The sequence below is a fragment of the Motiliproteus sediminis genome (assembly GCF_017912535.1).
GTDB lineage: Bacteria > Pseudomonadota > Gammaproteobacteria > Pseudomonadales > Balneatricaceae > Motiliproteus > Motiliproteus sediminis.
Genome location: NZ_JAERQK010000001.1, coordinates 613,786 through 635,421 on the forward strand (window position 1 = coordinate 613,786; position 21,636 = coordinate 635,421).

Sequence of the window (21,636 nt, forward strand, 5' to 3'; positions counted from 1 at the left end):
ACAAGGTATTGCTAATACTATAGTGGGGAACGCCGCTTGGAACGATGGGAATAAATCGTAAATAGTCGAAAGCCGGGCCGCGCAACCAGCATCACCGCGACCAGTCTGACCACCTGCAGCGCGGTTACAAACGCCACTCCCTGCCCCACCATTTCAGCGGTCAAGGTCAATTCAGCGATTCCGCCAGGCATGATTCCCAGCATCCAGGGAATCCACGGCGCACCCAACTGAGAGGCAAGCAACCACGCCAACACGGCTGCCGCCGCCATTGCCAGAACCGATGCAAGCATCGACAATCCGGCGAAGCGCGGCGCATAGCGCAGCTGAGTTCGATTAAAGCGGCATCCCAATGCGCAACCGATCAACAACTGGGCGGGATTACGTAACCAGTCGGGCATTCCGGAGTGAAGATCGAAGGTCGCGGTAATCGCAGCCACCACCACCAGGGGCGCCAACATCCAGGGACTGGGCAGTCTCCAGCGCTGGCCCAACCATACGGCCAACATCGCCGGGGGCAGCACCAAGGCCAACACCAAGGTATCAACCCCGGCAGCAAAGGGTTGATATCCCGGGGGCAACAGCGAGAAGCAGAATGCCGGTACAGCAAGAACGATCAGCGTAATGCGCAGGCTATGAGCCAAGGCTACCAGATCTTCACGGCCGCCATGCTGACCGGCGAGATCGACCATTTCACTGGCACCACCCGGCATACTGGCAAAGAATACCGTCGCCGGATCGTACCCCCCGCGGGTCAGTACCAGCATGCCGATAAACGCCATGGCCAAGGTCAGGCAGACACCCAGCAGCACCAGTAAAAAATCGGCAGATATGGCCGCGACCACTGCCGCGTTGAAGTGCAGCGCAATGCCGGTAGAGATCAGCAGCAGACCCAGTTTGCGCCCGCCCGGGAGCTCCGCCCCAACCAGCCCTGAAAACCGGGTTAGCATTACCGCGACCAACGCCCCGTTCAGCCAGGGCAACGGGGCATCGACCCATTGTGCTAACAGCGCGCCACCAGTTCCCGTGATCAGGGTAAGGAGCACACCACCGACGCCGGTTAAGGGTGCCATCGTTACAGCCCTCCAGGTTCTGCGCTCAGCCGGGGATATCCGTGACCACAATCACGCGAACAGCATCCAATTGCAACTGGGCCTTACGCAACGCCGCCAGACTCAGTGCCTCGTCCTCATCCAGACGATCCACCTCCGACATCGATACGTTGGGATTGACCGCTGCCAATGCGCGGAGCCGTTGGCGCGAACTGGAAAACTCTTCCGCCGCAGCCATCACCGCCTGCTCGATCCACTGCTCTTGTTGCAACGCTGCCTTCGACTCAAGAGTGGCGATCAGGGTGCTGATCTGATCGCGGGCATGGCGCACCAGTTTTACCGCCACCTCGGGAGGCACTACTGCCAGGCGCGGGTTCAACTTGGCGGCCGGTAACACCGCCCCCAACTCCTGCTGGTCGCTACTGAGTATCTGGCGCCAGGATGCTGCTGGCAGATGGCGTTGTAACTGCAGCCCCCTGGGGGCGGACAAGCGCAAACGGAATAACGCCTCTACCAACAGGGTGCCCGGCTTCAACGGGGGTAAAGCCAGCGTACACACCGCGCTGTTGCCTCCCTCGCCGTCTGCGATCAACTCCATCGCCGAGCTCAGCAGCGGATGCTCCCAGGTCAGATAGGCCAGATCCTCGCGCTGCAGGGCGGTGTCTCGATCAAAGGTGGCAGTCAGCCCCTCTTCAGTCAGATCGGGCAGCGCATCGGTTAGCATCTGTTCGCTTGGCCTGATGATAAGACTGTTATCACTCTGCGGCTGATAGTCGATGCCAAAGTGATCAAAAAGCGCGGTGGCGTAGCTGGCTAGTGTCTGGGCATCGGAGTCCTGCCGGGTTTGCTCGACCAACGCGCCGGCTTTGTCCGGATCACAAGCACTCATCTCCAGAAGGCGATTGCGCCCTGCTGCCAGCTGGCAGCGAAGTGACTCGGCTTGAACGCGCGTACGTTCAAGCAACTCCTCGAACCGCACCTCATCACCATCAGAGAGCAACAGCGTTTTCAGGTTGTCACCTTCGCTGGCATACAGCGCTGCACCGATGTCGCAGGGCGTGGTAAAAGCGTCTAGCCCCTGATGCAACCACCGTAACAACCGTTCCTGGGCACCCCCTTCGAAATAGGGCACGTGGATATCAACGTCGCTACTCTGGCCGATCCGGTCCAACCGGCCGATGCGCTGCTCTAACAGATCAGGATTGAGGGGAAGATCAAACAGCACCAATTGGTGGGCAAACTGAAAGTTCCGCCCTTCACTACCGATCTCGCTGCACACCAGAATATCAGCGCCGTAATCAGGCTCACTAAAGTAGGCCGCAGCACGATCACGCTGTATCAGGCTCATGCCCTCATGAAATACTGCGCTGCGGACTCCACGGTTGATCCGCAAGTGATGCTCCAGCTGACGCGCCGTAGCTGCTTGTGCACAGATCAGCAACACCTTTTGCGGTTGGTTACCGAGCCAGGTTTCGAGCCACTCAACCCGCGCATCCTGAAGCGGCCACTCCTCTCCCCGCTGTCGTTCCGGGTGCAGGCACTGCTCCAGCGTAGCCTCCGCATCGCCAGGGGTTGCGAGTGCCGGAAGGGGATGAGGGATCAAGTGCCGCCGCGGAAAGCCACTCACCGTATGGCGGCTGTTACGAAACAGGACCCGACCGGTACCATGGCGGTCGATCAGACTCCCCAGCGTCTGGCGCCGGGCTGCTTCGAACGCAGCGGAGTCGGCAGCGCCGGCCAACATCCGCAGTTGGTCCTGCTCCAGCTGCGAGCCCAACGGTTCGGGCAGCAGATCACCGGGCGACAAGGCAAGCAATTGATCGACAGCGCTGGCAACCGCCGTATACCCCTCCTCCTCTTTCAGGTAGCGCGCCAAAGTGGAATAACGGTCAGGATCAAGCAAACGCAAACGCGCAAAGTGGCCGGCACGCCCCAACTGCTCGGGGGTTGCGGTTAGGAGCAGCAGCCCTGGCGTGAGCGCCGCAAGCTGCTCGATACAGCGGTACTCGTCACTAGACTGGTGTTCGCTCCAGCCTAGATGATGCGCTTCGTCGACGACCAGCAGATCCCAGCCTGCTGCAACAGCTTGCTGCCGAAACTCGGTATCGGCACTCAACAGATCAAGGGTTGTCAGCACCAGCTGAGTACTGAGGAAGGGATTACACTCCGCCTTTTGTGCATCAAAGCGCTCTCTGTCCATCACGCTAAAGCGGAGATTAAACCGACGCAGCAACTCCACCAGCCACTGATGGATCAACGTGGCAGGAGCGACCACCAGAATACGTTGCGCGCGCTGGCGCACCAGCAACTGGTGAACCACCAGTCCCGCTTCGATGGTTTTACCAAGGCCCACCTCGTCGGCCAGCAGTACCCGGGGCGCACTGCGGGAGGCTACCTCGCTGGCTATATACAATTGGTGGGGCAGCAGCTGTACTCGCGGCCCCAGCAGCCCACGGCTGTCGCTCCCTTGCAGACGATGCAGGTGCTCCAGAGTTGCCGCACGCAACTCGAAACTGGCGTTGCGATCGATCTGACCGCTGAACAGCCGTTCCTGGGGACGCCGCACCACCACGTGACTGTCGAGCAGCATCTCGGGAAGCGTAGCCAACTCGCCGTCAGCCGCGCGAACCCGGTAGGTATAACGCCCCTGCGACAGATTGGCCTCAACCACGGTAAAACTATCGCCGAGACTGTCACAAACCTCGTCACCCGGCTCATAAACCAGGCGATTGAGTGGTGCCCCGGCTATGGCATAGAGGCGTTCTTCCTCGCAGGCAGGAAAAACGATTCGCACATGTCGCGCGCTAACATCGGTCACGAGGCCAAGACCCAGTTCAAGCTCGGTAGTTGAGATCCAGCGCTGGCCGGCAACAAATAGTGGTTGTTTCAAGGCGGGTATATCCAACAGCTCGGTAAACGAAGCGAAAAATAGCGTAAGTGGAGCAGGCGCGTGGAGACCCCTGCTCAGCGGTTAGTCTTCGGAGGGCACTTTAGTGATCCCAGCTTTTTGCCTTCAGGCGATCACTCTCTTTCTGCTCGACCCAGCGATCACCGGAGCTGGATCGCTCCTTTTTCCAGAAGGGTGCGTCGCGCTTGAGGTAATCCATAATGAACTGACAGGCGGCAAAGGCTGCCTCGCGGTGAGCACTGGAAACACCGACGAAAACGATGGGATCCAGAGGCTGCAGCGTACCGACCCGATGGATCACGGTAATCCGCCCCAGCGGCCAGCGCTCACCAGCTTGCAGAGCGATCTGCTGCAGGGCTTTCTCGGTCATGCCGGGGTAGTGTTCAAGCGTCATGCTATGCAGAGGGTCACCCGGCATATCTCGGACCAAACCCATAAAGGTGGCTACAGCTCCCGTCTCCCGGGCGCCACGGTGTAGTGCCAGAGTTTCAGCACCCGGATCAAACTCGCCGGTCTGAACGGAAATTCGCAGATCTGCAGCCATGTTTCCTCCGGTAATGACTAGCGCGATTGTAACAATACCCAACGGAGGCGGAAACCACGGTTTGGGTCGAACCGCAAGCTGCGTTAAACTGCCGCCTCCAATTACTCAGGAGAAAGGAATGCGCTGGGCACCGCGTTCAACCGTCGCTTGCGTGATCGAGCAAAACCAACGTTACCTCTGTGTGGAGGAAATCGCGTCCGGCCTGCAGGTAATCAACCAGCCTGCAGGACATCTGGAACAGCACGAAACGCTGATCGAGGCCGCTCGCCGCGAGGTGCTGGAGGAAACCGGCTGGGAAGTAGAAGTGACCGACCTGCTGGGGCTCTATGTCTATCAGGCCCCTAATGGTGCAACCTATCACCGCCACTGCTTCATCGCTCGCCCGCTGGAGCACCACCCTGAGCATCCTCTTGATGAGGGGATTTTGCGGCCGCTCTGGTTGTCATATGAGGAGCTGTGCCTACGGTCCGACCTGCGCTCCGACATGGTATTAACCTGCATCGAAGACTACCGTGCTGGTCGTCGTTTTCCGCTTGATTATATCCGCGAAGAAAGCACTCGTCCGTCGCGCTGAACCGGACCGCTTCAACTACTTCCCACTACCGAGAACTGCATGAAAGCCAACCCCCAAACCAAAGTAATTGTCGGCATGTCCGGCGGTGTCGACTCCTCCGTATCCGCGTTGCTGCTGCTTGAGCAGGGGTATCAGGTCGAAGGCCTGTTCATGAAGAACTGGGACGAGGATGACGGCACGGAGTACTGCACCGCCAAAGAGGACCTGGCGGATGCGCAAGCGGTGTGCGACAAAATCGGCATTAAGCTGCATAGCGCCAATTTTGCCGCGGAATACTGGGACAACGTGTTTGAGCACTTTCTGGCCGAGTACCGTGCGGGCCGTACGCCCAACCCTGACATCCTGTGCAACAAAGAGATCAAGTTCAAAGCCTTTCTTGATTATGCCAAGCACCTGGGCGCCGACCTGATCGCGACCGGCCACTACGTTCGGCGCGGGAACGATAACGGACGCGCCTGCCTGCTGAGGGGGCTCGACCGCAACAAAGATCAAAGCTACTTTCTGCATGCCGTCGGCGAGGCAGAGATTGCGCAGACGCTGTTCCCGATAGGCGAACTGGAAAAGCCCCAGGTGCGTCAGATCGCCGAGCAGCATGGGCTGGTCACTCACGATAAAAAAGACAGCACCGGTATCTGCTTCATTGGCGAGCGTCGATTCCGCGATTTTCTCAAGCAGTACCTGCCTGCCCAGCCCGGGGTGATAGAGACTCCGGATGGAGACGTAATCGGCAAGCACAACGGCCTGATGTACCACACCATCGGCCAACGCCAGGGATTGGGCATCGGCGGGCTCAGCAACTACCCTGACGAGCCCTGGTATGTTGCCGGCAAGGATCTGGAGCGCAATGTCCTGATTGCGGTGCAGGGTAAACAACACCCCCTGCTGTTCAGTGGCAGCCTTGTTACCAATCAGGTGGATTGGGTAGATGGCCAGGGTCCCGCTTTACCGCATCGCTGCAGTGCCAAGACCCGATATCGCCAAGACGACCAGATGTGCGTAATTGAAGCGCATGGTGGAGGCTATAAAATCACCTTTGATCGTCCTCAGCGTGCGGTAACCCCGGGGCAATCGGTGGTGTTCTACGATGACGAACGCTGCCTGGGTGGTGGCGTAATCGAGCAAACCACCGGTATCGCCCTATAACAGGACTAATGCTCATTCCGCAGCAACCAAAAAGCCGCTATGTTAAGCGGCTTTTTAGTTGCTGTTACAGTAGCGACAGTTAACGGCGCCGACGGTTACCGGCGGTATCATCGATACGGATAGGAATGGGCTCCAGCTCGTCACCGGCGCCCCATCGGGCAATATCCTGGCGCAGCTTTTCGATCGTATCGCGCAGACCTTTGGCTTTGTTACCGAACCATCGGGAGACTGATTTCGTCGACATCACAAACCTCTTTCCACCGTTGTCACTGACGCTGAGCTTGATCTTACCTTTACGGACTGCATTATTGCGAGCTTAGTTCAAAAAAACGGTCAAATCACCCGCGCGCATCAAGTTACAGACCGACCATCCCTCGGCAGCGGCACAATGAGTAGATCGCAATGCACCAGGTCCAACAGCGCTTCTGCGGTAGAACCAAGGATCAGATCCTCGATCCCGCTGCGGTCAACAATGCCAAGCGCGGCAACATCTACCGACTGCGCATTAGCAAACCGGGCTATCTCTTTGGCTGGCTCCCCCTCGAGCAGATGCACAGTCGTTTCGGCAGCGAGTGAGTGACGATCCACAAATGCCCGCATCGCCTCACGATGCTCGCCGGCCATGCGTCGCTGCAACCGACGAAAGTCCATCATCAGCGCATCATCAAGAATGACTGCGGCGGGCAGTGGCTGATAGCTATGCAACAGCTCAAGATTACCGCCCAGCGTCAAAGCCAACCCTTTGGATGCGGACAATACCGCGTCGTCCAGCCCGCTGGGCTGGCCATGCGCCCGCAGTGGATCAACCGCCACCAGCAATCGCGGTGCCTCAGTCCATTTTCCGGGCCGCGCCAGCAACAGCGGCACTGGTACCAACCGCATCAGCGCCCAATCCACATGGCCGATCAGGTGCTGATCCAGCCGGTGATGCTGACGACACGCCTTAAGCACGATCCCCGGGTCAAACCGGTCGGCGGCTGCCGCAATCGCAGCAGATGACAACGGCAGGGAATTGATCTCAATGGAAATATCCAGTGTGGGGAACTGGCGTTGGCACGTTTGTCGCTGCTGTTCCATCACCGCCAACAGCTGGAATTGCACCGCGTCAGCCAGCGCATCCGGCGGCTGGGAACAGCAATCCAACAGATGACTGGAGGGAAATAGCTCGACCCTGACGGCAGCGCCTGACGCCCCCAGACGCTGCGCTTTGTCGAGCAACCAGTCGGGCGGCATTTCTCCAACAGCCACGATGAGAATGCGTTTATGCACTGCTCTTACCCCTCCTCTGTCATGCTGCCGTCAGCCTAGCTTTTAACTCGACGAAACGCACAATTCACATGATCATTCATTGACCATTTGTAAAAAAAAAGGGAATGAGTTACATTTTTTATCGAATTACATCAATCATTTTACACATGGAGAAAGATGCTTGGACGTAGTAGCCAGAACCTCGCTGCCGATTGATGACATGCGCGCCAATGCTGGTCAGGCTGCGCAATTGCTGAAAGCGCTAGCCAACGAAAACAGACTGATGATCCTCTGTTTTCTGGATGGGAAGGAACTGTCAGTTTCTGAACTGAACGAAAACCTCGACCTGAGCCAATCCGCCCTGTCACAACACTTGGCAGTACTTCGCCGCGACGGTCTGGTTAACACCCGCCGCTGCTCCCAGACCATCTATTATTCTCTGGCGGGAGATACCGCCAGCCGTGTGATCAGAACCCTGCATGATATGTTCTGCCCGGACGCTTGAGTTCGGGCAGCAATTCCGTGTTAGTGATGCTGTAAACGGGTACGTTGCCAATCTTCGGTGGGTTCATTCAGCATCTGCTCCATTTCCACCACCTCCTCTTCGGCATTAAAACGGTTTTCAAAGCCGACCTTGCGCGCCAGTTTCTGCATTCCGTGATTGGCCGGTAGTGTAGTACCCATAATCCTTAGCGTACCGCGCGCACGACAGTAGTCGATCATCTTTTGCATCAGCATCACGCCCAGCCCTTCGCCCTGCAAGTCGTCACGAATCACCACCGCAAACTCTGCACTAACGTTGTCCGGATCGGTCGTGGTGCGCACTACGCCGAGCGTTTCGGTGCCCGCCTGACCGTCGCTACGCTCCGCTGTCGCAATAAACGCCATCTCACGGTCGTAATCTATCTGGGTCCAGTTGGCCAACTCCATATGTGTCGGCTCGCCGCGACTGTAGAAATAGCGCAGCCGAATAGACTCGGGACTCAGTTGCTTGAAGAACTCCAGGTGGTTGTGTTCATCCTCACCTCGGATCGGCCGCAATAGCACCTCGCGCTTGCTCCGCTTGAGCTGCCGAGTCTCTGCCAGATGATCAGGATACGGAGCGATCGCCGGCGCGCAAGGCTCGCCCAGGGAGATACAGGCATCAACCGCTAGCAACCCTCGTTTATTGACCAGCAGAGGGTTGATCTCAAGGGTTTTGATCTCCGGCTGATCGACCACGATCTGCGAAAGTCGAACCAGCAGCTCGCACAGGTGGGTGACATCCTCGCTGAAACGGTAACTGTTTTCTTTGAGAAAGTTGTACACCCGCGAACGTTTCAGCAATCCCCGCGCCAGACTCTCGTTGAGTGGCGGCAAACGGACCTGACGATCGGCCAGAACATCGGTGTTGTAACCGCCGGCGCCAAAGAAGATAAGCGGCCCAAACACCGGATCCCGGGTTATCCCCACGCTGATCTGCAGCGACTGGAATCCACGTTTCATCTGCTGAATGCAGTAGCCACGGGCGTCGTCTTCGCCGTAGCGCTCACTAACGCGATAAGCCAGCTTGGTCACCGAATGACGAACTTCGGCAATGGAGTAAAGATCCAGCGCCAGGTCACGCCAGCGCTGTCCAGGCTGGTGATCATAGCTGAAGGGGTAGCGATTATCCCGGTGCAGCGCCTTGACCGCCACCGCCCCACCCAGGTGCCGGGCGACCTCAACGACACCCTCGATGTCATCGGCATAGTAGGTGCTGGCCACCGGCAGATCGTAGCAATCCAGCAGTGTGCATACCTCTTCATGACGCAGATAATCGCGCTTCATCTCCCGCGCTTTGGCGATAATCTGCCGCGCCTGACGTTGATTCTCACGATTGTCCTGCAACTGCATGGCGGCAGGCGTTTCCCGCATCTGCTCCTGGTTGCGGCGGTACTCGACCATGTGCATAAAGGCCTCAACGGCCTTTTCAGGGGTGATAAAGGTCGGCACTTTGGCATCGTTGCAGAGATTACGTGCGGCGATCGCCGTACTGCGCCCCATCCACACGGTGAGGAGGTTGCGACGGGTTCCTTTGGCAACCTCACAGACCGCCTCTGCCGTTTCCAGGCTGGGCGCCAGACGGGTGGGCGCATGGACCACTAACACGGCGTCTACGTTGTCATCCTTGAGCAGGATGCTGCTCACTGAGGCAAACAGCTCAGGGGTGGCGTCAGCATTGAGATCGACCGGATTGTCGCGGTTCCAGAAATCGGGTAACAAGCTGGCCAGCTGTTCGATAGTCGCATCGGTCAGGCGCGCCAACTTGCCCTCGTGCTTCAGCAAGCGCTCCGCAGCGATCAGGTTTGGCCCCATGCCGTTGCCCATGATCGCCAGACGTTGACCGCGCAGTGGCTTGACCGTCGTAAGCGTCTCAAGCGCATCAAACAGCTCATCGGTGCTGTTTACGCGCACCACACCAACCCGATTAAAGACGGTATCGTAAACATGATCAACACTATCAATACCGGGGGGAAGAAGCGCCGCGGCATCCTGGGTTAACATGGTGCCGTTGTTTTTCAGCACCAGGACCAACTTGTTGCGGGACGCAGCCCGCAACGCGGAAATGAAGTGGCTCGAGGCCTGAACGGTATCCACCTGAATCAGAATTGCCTGGGTGTAAGGGTCCCCTGCCAGATAATCGATCACGCTGGGAAGGTCAACATCCACGCTGCCACCAAGCGTAAGGAAGTTGGAAAAGCCGATCCCCTGCCCGTTTGCCCAGTCGATCATGGCCGTGCCGAGAATTCCGGACTGGCCAACATAAGCCACCTTGCCCTTTTTGATGTTCAGGTGGGAATAGCTGGCGTTCATATTGTGGCCGGGAACCAGCAACCCCATGCAGTCGGGTCCCAGAATACGGATGCCATAGGGACGGGCCGCCTCTTGCACCGCGTCTTTTAGCGGCTGCATGTTTTCGTTCTGTGCTTTGGAAAGCCCGCCGGTGAGAATCATTGCGGCGCGCACCTGGTTGGCCCCAAGTTTGCGGATTATGTGCGGCACGGCGTCTGGCGGCGAACAGATTATGGCCAGATCCGGCATCTCTGGCAGATCCGCCACTCCCTGATAACAAGGCACACCAAATACCTGCTCGTACCCCTGCTTGTTAACCGCCATCAGTTTGCCGCCAAAGCCGCCCTCCAGCAGGTTCTTCAACACCACGCCACCCATGCTGTTGTCGCGTTCGGAGGCGCCAAAAACGGCGATGGATTGGGGTTTAAAAAAGCGTTTAAGATACTTGGTGGCCACGTAGCATGTTCTCGCAAAATTCCAACATCAAGACCAAAGTTTAGCGGTTATTGCGCTGCAGCAAAACAAAACTGTTCACTTAGTTCCGCTACTGCATGATTGGGATCAATAGGAACACCAGCCTGACAGATAGAAAAAGCCGCGCTCTATGGCGCGGCTTTTTAGGACCCTGCTTCAACATCTAGTTGGACAGTCGCACCAACAGGCTGTTGAGACGCCGCACGTAGTCCGCCGGGTCGTCGATCTGTTCGCCACCCGCCAGACAGGCCTGATCAAACAGCACCAGCGTCAGGTCACGGAAACGATCTTCGTCCGTCTCATCGTTGAGCTTCACGACCAACGGATGCTCGGGATTCAGCTCAAAGGTGGGTTTGGCGTCAGGCACTTTCTGCCCCGCCGCTTCCATGATTCGGCGCATCTGCGCACCCATATCATGCTCTCCCACCACCAGACAGGCGGGAGAGTCGACCAGACGGTGGGTCAGGCGTACGTCGGTAACCCGATCGCCCAGCGCACTCTTGCTGCGTTCAACCAGAGAGGCGAAGGTTTCGCTGGCTTTCTCCTGCTCAGCTTTTTCCTGCTCGTCTTCGACCTTGCCCAGGTCCAGATCACCCTTGGCGACATCTTTGAACGCTTTGCCGTCAAATTCATGCAGGTTGCTCATCAGCCATTCATCAACCCGGTCAGACAGCAACAACACCTCGATCCCCTTCTTCTTGAAGATCTCCAGATAGGGGCTGCTGGCCGCGGCCTTATGGCTGTCGGCAACCACATAGTAGATCGCTTCCTGCCCCTCTTTCATCCGCTCGACATAATCAGCCAGCGACTGGTCCTGAATGTCCTGGCCGGTATGAGTTGTGGCAAAACGCAATAGCTTGGCAATCTTGTCGCGATTGGCGTAGTCCTCGGCCGGCCCCTCCTTGATCACCGCACCAAACTCTTTCCAGAATGTTGCGTATTGCTCAGGCTCGTTTTTGGCCAGCTTGGCCAACATATCCAGCACACGCTTGGTTAACGCTGTGCGCATGGAGTCGATGGCCGGATCCTTTTGCAGAATCTCGCGTGACACATTCAGAGAAAGGTCATTTGAATCAACGACCCCTTTGATAAACCGCAGGTAAAGAGGAAGGAATTGTTCGGCATCGTCCATGATAAATACGCGCTGCACGTACAGCTTCAGGCCGCGAGCTCCATCACGATTCCACAGGTCGAAGGGAGCGCGACCCGGGACGTAAAGCAAGCTGGTGTACTCCAGTTTCCCTTCGACCCGGTTATGGCTCCAGGTCAGCGGATTCTCAAAATCATGGGAAACATGCTTGTAAAACTCCTGGTATTCCTCGTCCTTCAGCTCGGAGCGTGAACGGGTCCACAAGGCTGTGGCAGCATTAACGCTTTCCCATTCTGGCTCAGATTTCTGCTCTTCCTCGCCGTGCTGTTCCTTAAGCATCTCCACCGGCAGCGAGATATGATCCGAGTACTTGCGCACCAGACTGCGCAGTCGCCAACCATCAGCATACTCTTTGGCGTCTTCTTTCAGGTGCAGCACAATGCGCGTACCACGCTCGGGCTTATCGATAGTGCCAACTTCAAATTCACCCTCGCCCGCTGACTGCCAGTGAACGCCGTTAGCCGCGTCATCACCAGCCTTGCGCGTAAAGACCTCAACCTTATCGGCAACGATAAACGAAGAGTAGAAGCCCACGCCAAACTGGCCAATCAGTTGCGAGTCTTTACGCTGGTCGCCGCTAAGTTGAGAGAGAAATTCAGAGGTGCCAGACTTGGCAATCGTTCCCAGATGAGCCACCACATCCTCGCGATTCATGCCAACACCGTTATCATCGATAGTCAGCGTACCAGCTTCACTATCGAAACTGATGCGGATGCGCAAATCGCCGTCGTTCTCATACAGGGCATCGTTGGAAAGCGCCTGGAAGCGCAACTTGTCCGCCGCATCTGAAGCGTTGGAAATAAGCTCCCGCAGAAAAATCTCGCGGTTGCTGTAAAGGGAGTGGATCATCAAGTGAAGCAGTTGCTTCACTTCTGTCTGGAAGCCAAGCGTCTCTTTTTGTGTCTCAGTGGTCATGCCTTTAAAACCCAGTCTGATTTCAAGTAAATACCTAACAGCCACCTAAGATGGGGTCGCTCCCAAGCATTTCAACCACCGGACGGTCGGGTTTATTCGTTGAGAAAGCCGACGGTGTAATCTTCCCGGCTGGCCATGCTGAGAGTCAGGGTCTGCAACGCCGACGATTTGAATTCGCGGCGATACAGAACCACCACAACCCAGGCGGATAACGCCATAAACACCCAGGCATTCACAAACCACCCCAGCATCGCCAGACTGAAGTAGTAGGAGCGCAAACCGATATTAAAGTTATTAGCCGCCATAGAGATCATCTTGGACGCCTTGGCCACAAACGCATTCAGCTCCGCCTCGCCCGGGTTCTCTGCAGGCATCGGGGCCGCCCCCACCAGCACGGAACAGAATCCGTACTGGCGCAGACTCCAGGTAAATTTAAAGAAGGCGTAGATAAACAACACTACGACCACACCGAGTTTGAGGTCCCACTCCTGCTTGGTGTGGGTTGCCACTAGCGGAATTTCAGCCACGATATCAATCGCCTCCTGGGATGAACCCATCACGGTCAACAGACCAGCGAGCACTATCATGGTACTGGAGGCGAAAAACGCTACGCTGCGTTCAAGGTTGGCTATGGCTGAAGTGTCAGCAATGCGCGCCTCGCGCGCCAGCATGCGCCGCATCCAGTCAACCCGGTAAAGGTGCAAGACATTCGCCAGGCAGGGCGTATGACGCGACCGGTGGATGGCAAAATAGGCATAGCCGTTAAAGCAGAGCAGAAACCAGACCACCGCAATAATGTTCAGCCAGTCGAGCGATTGAAGCAGATTAGACATACACTTAGCAGCGTTTACAGGAACGGTATGCGAACCCTAGCACGGCCAACCCGATGACTCCAGCAGGCCCGCCAAACGCCAAGACAGCAGCATTCAGGACCCACCAATGAGCACTTTACTGCGCACGACCTCCTCTTACGCGATCGCACTCAGCATCGCCTATCTCGCCACTGTGTTGCTGTTCTGGCGCTCAGAGTTACAACGACTGGACCGCTTGGACCAGCAGGTCGGGCAGGTAACGGGCGAGATGGCCAAGTGGCGCGAACTGCTTCCCTCGATTATCAACGAGATTGAGTTGAGCCGCGCCGAGATCCCCCCGATTCTTGAGGAAAGCGCCGCTCTAAGGGAAACCCTGCCCGGACTGCTTGCCGAGGTCGCCGCTGTTCGCGCGCTGGCACAAAGCGCCATCGCCGAGGCGACTGAAATCCGAGCAGCGCTACCCGAGGTACTGGCTGAGGTTTCAGCCGTGCGCGAGACGCTACCAACAATCACTCGCGAGAGCGAGAGCTGGCGTCAAACTGTCCCGCTGATTACCACTGAGGTGGCAGCGGTGCGCGAATTGACGCCGCAAATCCTGGAGGAAATTGATGCCACCCGGGAAGCACTGCCCGACCTGATGGATCGCGCCGAGGATCTCATTGCCGAGGCCAAAGTGGCTGGCAGAAAGGCATCAGAGGGTGCTGTAACGGGTGTATTCACCGGCTTGGTAACCGCGCCCTTCTCCATCATGAGAGGCCTCAGTAGTAGTCTTTTCGGCACCTCCGAACTCAGCGCAGACGATATGGAACTGCTGCGGCAATCAGGCCACAAGGTAGTTAACGCGCCCGCAGTTGGAGCCCAGGACAGCTGGCGCAATCGCAAGACCGACGTGCGGGGCAAGAGTGAGCTCCTGAGCATAGAGATGACAGACGATACCGAGTGCCGCATTGTGCGCTTTGAGGCCAGTAAAAAGGGGCGATCGCTATTCGACAAACGTTTGCCGATCTGCCGCTCCGGTGATGGCGACTGGCATTTGGAAGCCGACTAGCGATGCTAGCCCATGGTGTCAAATCTAACCACCCGGTTACGGCCGCTCTCTTTGGCCGCATATAGCGCCTGATCTGCATGCGACAGCCAGATATCAGGATTGCCATAGGTTGGTTCTATGCGCGCAACACCGAGGCTGATGGTAAAGGGAATCGGCCTGCTGTCGTGCTCTACGGCCAGTTGTTCCACCGCCACCCTCAACCGCTCACAAAATGCCACGGCACCATCGACACTGGTGTCGGACAGAATGATCGCGAACTCCTCGCCGCCATAGCGACCGGCAACATCAGTGTCACGTACGGCTTCGAGGATGGTCCGTCCCAGGGTGCGAATCACCTCGTCGCCAGCCTGATGACCAAAGCCATCGTTGATGCGTTTGAAATGGTCGATGTCGAGCATCACTAGCGAGGCATCCGCACCATAACGTTGGAAGCGTTTGAATTCACGCTGCAACTGCTGCTCCCAGTGGCCTCGATTAAACAGTCCGGTGAGGCGGTCAGTGCTGCTGAGAATCGCCAGTTCGCGGTTCGCCCGTTCCATGCCAATTTTACCCAGAGCCTCGTCGGTCACATCGTAAACGGTCAAACACACGTGATCGCAGCCGCCGTCGACCGACCCGAGCGGCGATAAGGTGACGTTTTGGTACATGATTTTGGAGTCACCGGTGATGGGGCGAACCGGCTCAAACCGGAACAGCTGGCTGCGCTGCTCCCAAGTCGAATAGATGGAGGTATTCAGGGTGAGCACTGTGTCCAGTTTGGGTTGCAACCAGTCCCGGGGAAGGTCAGGTAGCAGCTCGAACAGAACCCGGCCGTGGGCGCGACTGGGACTGATACCCGAGTGGTGTTCCATAAACCCGTTCCAGACCTTGATACGGTAACTTCGGTCGATGATGACCAGCCCCACCTCGATGCGCTGGATCGCATCAAGCATCCAGTGCAACTCCGAGACATCCAGCACGTTGTTCATGATTACTGCTCCACCAGAAAACCGATCCGCTCTTCCAAAGAGACCAGCGACTCGGCGGTAAACATCAGCAACAGATGAAAGTTCATGCCGTACTCCTTGATGCCGTAATGGATCTCAATCACCAACAGTTCCACCTCGCTGTCCGTCTGCAGCAACGGCTGATCAGTTAAATTGCTTCCGCGGGCCAACACCGCAGGGTGACCAACACTGAAACTCAGATCCAACTGTTCCCTGAATCCAGCCAAACAGGCGCCGATCAAGACATTGCTCACATCCATCAACAGATCGACTTCGAGCGCAGGCGAAAGCTCGGCTTCGACCGCCATCATCTGCGCCATGTCGGCGAACTGCGCATCGGAACACAGCAGCAGCGCCTCACCGGAAACGCTGCAGCCAACAAATCCCTGACTAACCACCGAGCATGGCTGCGACTTTGCGATGGTGCCCACACGGGCAGGCAGATCCCGTTTCCTGATCCGGTCAACCCTGGGGATAGGCAGATCCACAAACACGCCCAGCACTTTGGCCAACAGTGCAGCGGCCTGCCCCATCGCCACGTTGGCGACCTCCTGGTAGCCCTCGTTGAGATCAAACTCCAGGTCGACAACCTGGCGAGTCGAACCTCGCAGCTCCTCCAGCACGCCATACTGGGCAAGAATCTCTTCAACCACCGCCGGATTGACAGGCTTGATGATAAAATCGAGCGCACCAAGCTCCTGCACCCGTGCCCGGGCCTGTTCCTGCACATCCCCGGAAACTACGATAACCATGGTAGGCAGATCGCGCGCACGGACAATTTCAAGCACCTGATAGCCGTCCATCACCGGCATATTCAGATCAAGAAACAGAATATCGGCCTTGCCTGCTTCGATGGCGGCCACCGCCTCGATCCCGTTTGCGGCAAAACTGATATCCACGTCCCAGTCGGTAGGTAAAGAGCGTGCAAGCTGCTTGCGTGCAAATCCGGAATCATCACAGATCAGAACTGGTAACGACATTACAACTATCCAGTAAGAGAGACGGAACTAACGGGCGTGAAGAAGGTAGCGCCAGACGCGAGTTCAAGCATAGATCTAAATCAATACCCGAACCATAAACAAAAAAAGAGCGGCCGGAGCCGCTCTTTTTATCTGCACCGGGGGTGTTACCAGCCGGTAACTTCTTTCAGTGCATCACCAATTTGGGCCAGAGAACGTACGGTTTTAACACCGGCGTCGGCCAGAGCGGCAAACTTCTCGTCAGCGGTGCCTTTACCGCCGGAGATGATCGCGCCGGCGTGGCCCATCCGCTTACCAGCCGGTGCGGTGACACCCGCGATGTAGGACACAACCGGCTTGGTGACGTTGGCTTTGATGTAAGCGGCCGCTTCTTCTTCAGCAGTACCGCCGATTTCACCGATCATGACGATCGCTTCAGTCTGCGGATCTTCCTGGAACAGCTTCAGGATATCGATGAAGTTGGAGCCCGGGATCGGGTCGCCGCCGATACCGACACAGGTGGACTGACCGAAGCCAGCGTCCGTAGTCTGCTTAACCGCTTCATAGGTCAGGGTACCGGAGCGCGAAACGATACCGACTTTACCCGGCAGGTGGATGTGCCCGGGCATGATGCCGATCTTACACTCGCCGGGAGTGATGACACCCGGGCAGTTCGGACCGATCAGGCGAACGCCCAACTCGTCACACTTGACCTTGCACTCCAGCATATCCAGAGTCGGAATGCCTTCGGTGATGCACACGATCAGCTTGATGCCGCCATTAGCCGCTTCCAGGATAGAATCCTTACAGAATGCAGCCGGTACGTAGATAACGGACGCATCGGCGCCAGTCGCTTCAACGGCTTCCGCAACGGTGTTGAATACCGGCAGGCCCAGATGAGTCTGACCGCCCTTTCCAGGAGTTACACCACCCACCATCTGGGTGCCGTAAGCGATCGCCTGCTCGGAGTGGAATGTACCCTGACCACCGGTGAAACCTTGACAGATCACCTTGGTGTCTTTGTTGATCAGTACGCTCATTGCTTATTTCCCCTCCGCTGCTTTAACCGCTTGCTGAGCCGCGTCAGTCAGGCTGGTTGCGGCGATGATGTCGAGACCGGAATCGGCCAGTACCTGCGCACCCAGTTCAGCGTTGTTGCCTTCCAGACGCACCACGACGGGCACTTCCACGCCCACTTCCTTAACAGCAGCGATGATACCTTCTGCAATCAGGTCGCAACGTACGATACCGCCAAAGATGTTAACCAGAACCGCTTTAACCGCATCGTCGGACAGAATAATTTTGAATGCTTCCGCCACGCGCTCTTTGGTCGCGCCGCCGCCCACATCCAGGAAGTTGGCCGGGAAGCCACCGTGCAGCGCAACGATGTCCATGGTACCCATGGCCAGACCCGCACCGTTTACCATGCAGCCGATGGTGCCGTCGAGAGCCACGTAGTTGAGCTCCCACTTGGCGGCGTTGGCTTCACGCTCGTCGTCCTGAGACGGATCGTGCATCTCCTGCAGATCCTTGTGACGGTAGACGGCATTGGAGTCGATCACGACCTTGGCATCCAGGCAGTGCAGGTTGCCAGCGTCGGTGATAACCAGCGGGTTGATCTCCAGCAGCGCCAGGTCCTTATCTTTGAACATGGTCGCCAGACCCATGAAGATCTTGACGAACTGCTTGATCTGGTCGCCCTGCAGCCCCAGTTTGAAGGCCAGTTCACGGCCCTGGTAAGGCTGAGGACCTGCCAGCGGATCGATGGTCGCCTTGAGGATTTTCTCCGGGGTCTCTTCCGCTACTTTCTCGATCTCAACACCACCTTCAGTGGAGGCCATGAATACGATACGGCGTGAGGAACGGTCGACAACCGCACCCAGATAGAGTTCTTGAGCGATATCGGTGCAGGTTTCGACCAGAATTTTGGTGACCGGCTGACCGTTGGCGTCTGTCTGGTAGGTTACCAGACGCTCGCCCAGCCACTTTTCCGCAAACGCTTTGGCTTCGTCAGGGGAGTCAACCAGCTTAACGCCGCCCGCTTTGCCGCGGCCACCAGCGTGAACCTGTGCCTTAACGACCCACTTGTCGCCGCCGATGCGCTTACAGGCTTCAGCCGCTTCCTTGGGAGTTTCAACCGCCTCTCCCTTGGACACCGGCAAGCCGTACTGGGCAAACAGTTGTTTTCCCTGATACTCGTGAAGATTCATGTCTAGATCCGTTGTGTTTACAGTGTATTAAATTCCGTGATCGCAATAGCGACCACCGTGGTGAGTGCCGCTAAACACTCGTCGGCCGCCCTGAGGCGGCCGAAATCTAAAGCTTTAGCGCTTCTTGCGGTTAGCGACGTGAATCGCATGACCATCGCACGCCAGTGCCGCTTCATGAACCGCTTCTGATACGGTCGGGTGAGCAAACACAGTCAGCTGCAGGTCTTCAGCGCTGGAGCCGAACTCCATCGCGATGACCGCCTGAGCGATCAATTCACCCGCAAGACCGCCGACAATGTGGCAGCCGAGGATACGATCAGTCTCTTCGCACGCGATCAGCTTCACGAAACCTTCGGTATCGTGAGATGCCATCGCGCGACCAGACGCAGCAAACGGGAACTTGCCCACTTTATACTTGACGCCTTCAGCCTTCAGCTGCTGTTCCGACTTGCCAACCCACGCCAGTTCCGGATGGGTGTAGATAATGCCGGGGATGCAGTCGTAGTTCATCTGCGCCTTGTGGCCATGAATGATATCGGCAACCATGATGCCCTCTTCCGACGCTTTGTGCGCCAGCATCGGACCGCGAACCACGTCGCCGATAGCGTATACGCCCGGTACGCTGGTACGGCATTGGCCGTCCACAGAGATAAAGCCGCGTTCATCCAGTTCAACACCGCAATCACCGGCCAGCAGGCCTTCGGTGTATGGACGACGGCCGACAGCAACGATCAGCGTATCAACGGTGATCTCCTGCTCGCCATTGGCATCGGTGTACTGAACTTTGACCGCCTTGCCTTTGACTTCAGTGCCGGTAACGCGTGCACCCAACTTGATATCCAGGCCTTGCTTACCAAGAATCTTCTGTGACTCTTTGGCAACGTCCTTGTCGGCGAAGGGAAGAAACTCCTCCATCGCTTCCAGCACGGTTACTTCAGAACCCAGACGCGCCCAGATGGAGCCCATTTCAAGGCCGATGACACCGGCGCCGATCACGCCCAAACGCTTCGGCGTTTTGGTGATCTGCAGGGCACCTTCGTTATCGACGATCAAACCGTCAGTCAGCGGTGCCGGCGGGATATTTACCGGCACGGAGCCAGCCGCAATAATAATATTTTCGGCATCAACGACTTCTGTGCTGCCATCGGCTTTGGTGACTTCAACCTGCTTGCCAGCAAGGACTTTACCCTTGCCGCTGAGCAGGGTGACACCGTTGGCCTTGAACAATCCCGTGATCCCGCCGGTCAGATTCTTAACGATCTGATCCTTGCGCGCGATCATCGCCGGAACATCCATTGTCACCTTACCGGTTTTGATGCCGTGAGCTTCAAACTCGCCATGGGTCATGTGGTATTTGTGGGTTGAATCCAGCAGCGCCTTGGACGGGATACAGCCCACATTGAGGCAGGTACCACCCAGTATCGTGGCACCTTTATCATCAACCCACTTTTCCACGCACGCGGTCTTCAGGCCCAGTTGCGCGGCGCGAATCGCTGCCACGTAACCACCGGGACCCGCACCAATCACAACTACGTCAAACTTTTGAGACATGTCCAGAGTTTCCTATCAGTAACCTTTTGGGTTTCTAGTTATACATCCAGCAACATACGTGCCGGATCTTCGAGCAGATCCTTGATGGTAACGAGGAACTGCACCGCGTCCTTACCGTCGATCATGCGGTGATCATACGACAGCGCGAGATACATCATCGGCAGGATAACCACCTGACCGTTCACCGCCATCGGGCGCTCCTGGATTTTGTGCATGCCCAGAATGGCCGTCTGCGGCGGGTTCAGGATAGGCGTAGACATCAGCGAACCAAACACCCCACCGTTGGTGATAGTGAACGTACCGCCCTGCATATCCTCGATACCCAACTTGCCATCGCGACCGCGCTTGCCGAAGTCAGCAATAGTAGCCTCAACGTCAGCCAGATTCATGGAATCCGTATCACGCAATACCGGCACCATCAAACCACGTTCAGTGGATACCGCGACGCCGATATCCTGATAGCCGTGGTAAACAATATCGTTGCCATCAATGGATGCATTAACCGCCGGGAAGCGCTTTAGCGCCTCGGTTGCCGCTTTCACAAAGAAGGACATGAAGCCCAGACGGGTGCCGTTATGGGTCTTTTCAAACAGATCTTTGTACTGTTTACGCAGATCCATGACCGGCTTCATGTTAACTTCGTTGTAGGTGGTCAGCATCGCCGCATTCTGCTGCGCTTCCACCAGCCGCTTGGCGATAGTGGCACGCAGGCGAGTCATCGGAACCCGCTTCTCCATCCGTGCGCCGGCGTCAACGCTGACTGCAGGAGCAGTCGCCGCAGGGGCTGGAGCGGATGCAGCCGGCGCTGCCGGCTTGTTTTTCAGGTAGTTAACAACGTCTTCTTTAGTAACACGTCCACCTTTGCCGGTGCCAGGCACCTGTGAAGCGTCGAGACCGTTTTCGTCCAGCAGCTTACGTGCGGCGGGGCCGGCCAAGGCGTCACCGTCGGCGTCATCAGCGGCTGCAGCCTCAGCGGCGGGAGCAGCAGCCGGAGCAGCTGCAGCACCTTCCCCTTCAACGAACATAGCGATCACTTCGTCACTCAGTACAGTGTCGCCTTCACCTTTGATGATCTCGGCGATGGAACCATCCGCGGGTGCGACCACCTCCAGAACGACCTTGTCGGTTTCGATATCGACGATCAACTCGTCACGGGAAACGGCTTCACCCGGCTGCTTGTGCCAGGTTGCAACGGTGCCGTCTGCAACGGATTCAGGAAAAGTAGGCGCTTTGATTTCGATTGACATGTTT

At 57.1% G+C, this 21,636-nt stretch carries 18 protein-coding genes; 4 read left to right on the forward strand and 14 right to left on the reverse strand.

The genetic code is table 11. From position 1 onward, the window contains the following. Nucleotides 1-17 precede the first annotated feature (17 nt). The 3 genes from JJQ76_RS03020 to moaE form a co-directional block, all read right to left on the reverse strand. Nucleotides 18-1,070 (reverse strand): AbrB family transcriptional regulator, encoded by a 1,053-nt coding sequence (locus JJQ76_RS03020; protein WP_210395178.1) that lies wholly within the window; start codon nucleotides 1,068-1,070, stop codon nucleotides 18-20. 25 nt (nucleotides 1,071-1,095) lie between these two features. Then, nucleotides 1,096-3,939 carry an RNA polymerase-associated protein RapA gene (gene rapA / locus JJQ76_RS03025; RefSeq protein WP_210395179.1) on the reverse strand — a complete coding sequence of 948 codons (2,844 nt, stop codon included), beginning with the start codon at nucleotides 3,937-3,939 and terminating at the stop codon, nucleotides 1,096-1,098. Nucleotides 3,940-4,039: 100 nt separating this feature from the next. Then, nucleotides 4,040-4,501 carry a molybdopterin synthase catalytic subunit MoaE gene (moaE, locus tag JJQ76_RS03030; RefSeq protein ID WP_210395180.1) on the reverse strand — a complete coding sequence of 154 codons (462 nt, stop codon included), beginning with the start codon at nucleotides 4,499-4,501 and terminating at the stop codon, nucleotides 4,040-4,042. A gap of 118 nt (nucleotides 4,502-4,619) precedes the next feature. Here moaE and JJQ76_RS03035 point away from each other — a divergent pair, with 118 nt between their 5' ends. Then, nucleotides 4,620-5,075, forward strand: a complete 456-nt coding sequence (locus tag JJQ76_RS03035) for an NUDIX hydrolase (RefSeq protein ID WP_210395181.1) — start codon at nucleotides 4,620-4,622, stop codon at nucleotides 5,073-5,075. Between the two features lie 39 nt (nucleotides 5,076-5,114). Continuing rightward, on the forward strand, nucleotides 5,115-6,218 hold the full coding sequence (mnmA, locus tag JJQ76_RS03040) for a tRNA 2-thiouridine(34) synthase MnmA (protein ID WP_210395182.1): 1,104 nt from the start codon (nucleotides 5,115-5,117) through the stop codon (nucleotides 6,216-6,218). Nucleotides 6,219-6,297: 79 nt separating this feature from the next. On the opposite strand, the gene JJQ76_RS03045 is transcribed toward mnmA, so the two are convergent. After that, nucleotides 6,298-6,462 (reverse strand): hypothetical protein, encoded by a 165-nt coding sequence (locus tag JJQ76_RS03045; protein WP_210395183.1) that lies wholly within the window; start codon nucleotides 6,460-6,462, stop codon nucleotides 6,298-6,300. A 107-nt stretch (nucleotides 6,463-6,569) separates the two neighbouring features. Beyond that, a complete protein-coding gene (locus JJQ76_RS18195; protein WP_210395184.1) occupies nucleotides 6,570-7,487 on the reverse strand; it encodes a universal stress protein in 918 nt (305 codons plus the stop codon). Between the two features lie 199 nt (nucleotides 7,488-7,686). Here JJQ76_RS18195 and JJQ76_RS03055 point away from each other — a divergent pair, with 199 nt between their 5' ends. Beyond that, the gene (locus JJQ76_RS03055; RefSeq protein WP_210395494.1) at nucleotides 7,687-7,971 is read left to right on the forward strand and encodes an ArsR/SmtB family transcription factor; all 285 of its coding nucleotides are present in this window, start codon (nucleotides 7,687-7,689) and stop codon (nucleotides 7,969-7,971) included. A gap of 20 nt (nucleotides 7,972-7,991) precedes the next feature. Here JJQ76_RS03055 and JJQ76_RS03060 read toward each other — a convergent pair whose 3' ends face one another. The 3 genes from JJQ76_RS03060 to JJQ76_RS03070 all read right to left on the reverse strand — a co-directional run bounded on the left by JJQ76_RS03060 (nucleotide 7,992) and on the right by JJQ76_RS03070 (nucleotide 13,652). Next, entirely contained in the window at nucleotides 7,992-10,736 is a 2,745-nt protein-coding gene (locus JJQ76_RS03060) for a bifunctional acetate--CoA ligase family protein/GNAT family N-acetyltransferase (RefSeq protein ID WP_210395185.1), read from the reverse strand. A gap of 181 nt (nucleotides 10,737-10,917) precedes the next feature. Then, nucleotides 10,918-12,819, reverse strand: coding sequence for a molecular chaperone HtpG (htpG, locus tag JJQ76_RS03065; protein ID WP_210395186.1), 1,902 nt, complete (start codon nucleotides 12,817-12,819; stop codon nucleotides 10,918-10,920). Nucleotides 12,820-12,911: 92 nt separating this feature from the next. Next, nucleotides 12,912-13,652 (reverse strand): DUF599 domain-containing protein, encoded by a 741-nt coding sequence (locus JJQ76_RS03070; protein ID WP_210395187.1) that lies wholly within the window; start codon nucleotides 13,650-13,652, stop codon nucleotides 12,912-12,914. Nucleotides 13,653-13,758: 106 nt separating this feature from the next. Here JJQ76_RS03070 and JJQ76_RS03075 point away from each other — a divergent pair, with 106 nt between their 5' ends. After that, on the forward strand, nucleotides 13,759-14,679 hold the full coding sequence (locus JJQ76_RS03075) for a hypothetical protein (protein ID WP_210395188.1): 921 nt from the start codon (nucleotides 13,759-13,761) through the stop codon (nucleotides 14,677-14,679). Between the two features lie 5 nt (nucleotides 14,680-14,684). Here JJQ76_RS03075 and JJQ76_RS03080 read toward each other — a convergent pair whose 3' ends face one another. The 6 genes from JJQ76_RS03080 to odhB form a co-directional block, all read right to left on the reverse strand. Continuing rightward, on the reverse strand, nucleotides 14,685-15,647 hold the full coding sequence (locus JJQ76_RS03080; RefSeq protein WP_210395189.1) for a GGDEF domain-containing protein: 963 nt from the start codon (nucleotides 15,645-15,647) through the stop codon (nucleotides 14,685-14,687). Between the two features lie 2 nt (nucleotides 15,648-15,649). Beyond that, nucleotides 15,650-16,645 carry a response regulator gene (locus JJQ76_RS03085; RefSeq protein WP_210395190.1) on the reverse strand — a complete coding sequence of 332 codons (996 nt, stop codon included), beginning with the start codon at nucleotides 16,643-16,645 and terminating at the stop codon, nucleotides 15,650-15,652. 146 nt (nucleotides 16,646-16,791) lie between these two features. After that, entirely contained in the window at nucleotides 16,792-17,664 is an 873-nt protein-coding gene (gene sucD / locus JJQ76_RS03090) for a succinate--CoA ligase subunit alpha (RefSeq protein ID WP_210395191.1), read from the reverse strand. Between the two features lie 3 nt (nucleotides 17,665-17,667). Further along, nucleotides 17,668-18,834, reverse strand: coding sequence for an ADP-forming succinate--CoA ligase subunit beta (gene sucC, locus JJQ76_RS03095; protein WP_210395192.1), 1,167 nt, complete (start codon nucleotides 18,832-18,834; stop codon nucleotides 17,668-17,670). Between the two features lie 114 nt (nucleotides 18,835-18,948). Beyond that, complete coding sequence (lpdA, locus tag JJQ76_RS03100; RefSeq protein ID WP_210395193.1) at nucleotides 18,949-20,385, reverse strand: dihydrolipoyl dehydrogenase; 1,437 nt, start codon at nucleotides 20,383-20,385, stop codon at nucleotides 18,949-18,951. Nucleotides 20,386-20,423: 38 nt separating this feature from the next. Further along, nucleotides 20,424-21,632, reverse strand: a complete 1,209-nt coding sequence (odhB, locus tag JJQ76_RS03105; RefSeq protein ID WP_210395194.1) for a 2-oxoglutarate dehydrogenase complex dihydrolipoyllysine-residue succinyltransferase — start codon at nucleotides 21,630-21,632, stop codon at nucleotides 20,424-20,426. Between the last annotated feature and the right edge of the window lie 4 nt (nucleotides 21,633-21,636).